This is a genomic window from Enhygromyxa salina (assembly GCF_002994635.1).
In the GTDB taxonomy this organism is placed as follows: domain Bacteria; phylum Myxococcota_A; class Polyangia; order Nannocystales; family Nannocystaceae; genus Plesiocystis; species Plesiocystis salina_B.
This window is the reverse complement of the sequence record NZ_PVNL01000170.1, coordinates 1-2768: the sequence shown is the minus strand read 5'-3', so window position 1 is coordinate 2768 and position 2768 is coordinate 1. Positions and strand designations below refer to the sequence as shown.

Below are 2768 nucleotides of genomic sequence, written 5' to 3'. Positions count from 1 at the left end.
GACAACACGAGACCTTCGAGTACGACTTTCTGCATCGCGTCGCGTCCGTCCACACCACCCACGCGCAGCAGACCCACGAGCGCCACTTCGCCTATGACAGCCTGGGCAACCTCGTGTTCGCCACGGATCGGGGCGAGTACGAGTATGACGCCGACGGCCGGCTCGCGGTCGCGGACGGCAGCGGGCACGAGTGGGACGGCAACGGCAACTTGCTCGCCCGCACCGGCGCGCGGCCGGCCACGCTGGCGTACACGGCCTTCGACAAGCCGGCCGAGCTCGCCACCTCAGCCGGGCTGATCGCGTTCGAGTACGACGCGGATCAGGCTCGCGTGTACCGGTACAGCGAAGCCGACGCGCGCGAGACGATCTACGTGACCGAGCTGTACCAGCGCCACCGCGACGAGCTCACGGGCGTGACCCAGCATCACTACTATGTGCCGGGGATCGAGCGGATCGTGGCCAGCGTCGTCGACACCGACGACGGCGTCAACGCGACTCGGACCACCCACTACCTGCACGTCGATCATCTCGGATCGACCGACACCGTCAGCGACGAGCTGGGCGTGGTCGAGCAGCGCATGTCCTTCGACGTGTGGGGCAAGCGGCGCGACGCCGAGGACTGGAGCTTGCCCGACGAGTTCGCGCAGCTCGGCGCCGTGAACTTGGGGTACACCGGGCACGAAGCGCAAGAAGACGGCGGGTTGCTCAACATGGGCGGGCGCATGTACGACCCGCAGCTGGGGCGGATGGCGAGCGCGGATCCCTTCGTGGTCGCGCCGAACAGCACGCAGGGGTGGAACCGCTACGCGTACGTGCTCAACCAGCCGCTTTCGCGCACGGATCCGAGCGGGTTTGAGCCGACGGAGAGGCCCGCGGGGGACGCCGACTCTGAGCAAGCCAAACCTCCGGAGCGCGACGCGAAAGGTATGGAGGGCCGCGGTACAACCACACAAGGCCCACCCAAACCGCGCGAGATGCAACCCGGCGGCAGCGCGGAGCCGAAGGCCAGCCAAGCGGCTGGCGAGCAGGGCCCAGGCGCGGGCGGTAAGCCCCCGCGCGGCGACGCGCTCCCGCCGAGCGGTGGGCCGTCGATCTCCGGGCTGATCGCGGGCTTCATGCTCGACGGCGTGAAGTCGCTGACGCCTGGCGCGGGCGTGACCACGCCGCACCCGCTCGAGGGCTTCACCGACAGCATGCTGCCTTCCGAGGGGCCGTCGCAGGAGCGGCGCCGGTTGAACGTGTCCGCCGAGACCGCCGACCGGGTTTCGCAGGTCATGCAGGATCCGCCGACCTACGTCGTGATCTCGATCGAGATCACGCTGTTCATGATCGGCGGCGACGCCGAGGCGGTGGGGGCGCTGATCGAGGGCGGCGTCAACGTCGTCTCGCGGCGCGGAGGCAAAGAGGCGTTGCCGCTGGTCGCGGGGACGCTGAAGAGGAAGAAGGAGAAGGCCGCTGGTGCCGTCGCCAGGGAACCTCGCCGTGCACGCGCCCCCGCCAAGCGAGCTGCCGATGATATTGCGACCGGTCCTGACGGCGTGAAGCGTTGCGACTACTGTGGTAAGGAAGTCCGAGAATCCTCAGGAGCGCCCAACTCCAAAGAGTACGACCATGTCCAGCCCTGGTCGCGAGGCGGCGGATCGGGACCAGACAACATCAGGGTCTCCTGTCGCACGTGCAACCGCTCAAAAGGGGCAAAGACCCCAGGTGAGTGGTCGGGGCCAAAGCCAAAGTAAAGTCATGAACCAGGAATTTGACTACCATCTCAAATCGTACATCTGCGTACATGTTTTCAAACACGAGCGGCCCGTTCTGCTGGTCTGCCGAGGTGCTGACGGTGATTGGGGTTTGTACTGCGGGAGCCCCCACAAGGACAGCGGAGACGACTACCGCGTCGTGGGGATCGGACACGTCATCGACGACGACCCCGCCCTCCGTGAGGTACTGGATCTCGAGCCAGGATGGGAGGCCGAACGCTCCGGGCTGGGCGAGCCTTGGCGTCGCAGTCTGTCCCCCGACGAGGATGACGCCGCCTACTAGTGGTGGCTCGCAAGAAAATCGATCACCTTGGGTCGACCGACCGACACCGTCAGCGACGAACTGGGCGTCGTCGAGCAGCGCATGTCCTTCGACGTGTGGGGCAAGCGGCGCGATCGAATGAGCATGAACCGAACGGTGAAGATTGTGTTTGAGCTGGAGCCGAACGAAAACGGATCTCCGCCAATCGGCTCGGAGAGCCTTCATGCCATCCCTCTCGAGGACGGCAGCTTCGTCCTCGACCCGTCCTGCGCGAGTTCACGCGGACGATCGAGACCAGCTCCGAGCTGGGCGGGACGCTGCAGTCGCTGGCCTACCAGTGGAACGCCGACGGCACGCTCGCGGGCCGCGAAGATCTGATCCACGATCAGCACGAGGCGTTCGAGTACGACTACTTGCATCGCGTCGCGGCGGTGCACACCACCCACGCGCAGCAGACCCACGATCGACACTTTGCGTACGACAGCCTGGGCAGCCTGGTGTTCGCCACGGACCGGGGCGAGTACGAGTATGACGCCGACGGCCGGCTCGCGGTCGCGGATGGCAGCGGGCACGAGTGGGACGGCAACGGCAACTTGCTCGCCCGCACCGGCGCGCGGCCGGCCACGCTGGCGTACACCGCGTTCGACAAGCCGGCCGAGCTCGACGGTCACGCGGGGTTGATCGCCTTCGAGTACGACGCGGATCAGGATCGCGTGTACCGGTACAGCGAAGCCGACGCGCGCGAGACG

At 66.9% G+C, this 2768-nt stretch carries 4 protein-coding genes; all 4 read left to right on the top strand.

Annotated features, from left to right (window positions below; all coding sequences use genetic code 11):
• Window positions 1-1736, top strand: a 1736-nt coding sequence (locus ENSA7_RS41275) for an RHS repeat-associated core domain-containing protein (protein ID WP_181234642.1), incomplete at its 5' end; no start/stop codon positions are given.
• Window positions 1737-1740: 4 nt separating this feature from the next.
• A complete protein-coding gene (locus ENSA7_RS41270; protein WP_106094931.1) occupies window positions 1741-2040 on the top strand; it encodes a hypothetical protein in 300 nt (99 codons plus the stop codon).
• Window positions 2041-2067: 27 nt separating this feature from the next.
• Window positions 2068-2397, top strand: coding sequence for a hypothetical protein (locus ENSA7_RS42865; RefSeq protein WP_146158748.1), 330 nt, complete (start codon window positions 2068-2070; stop codon window positions 2395-2397).
• 35 nt (window positions 2398-2432) lie between these two features.
• On the top strand, window positions 2433-2768 hold a 336-nt coding region (locus ENSA7_RS41260), incomplete at its 3' end, for a hypothetical protein (RefSeq protein ID WP_181234640.1).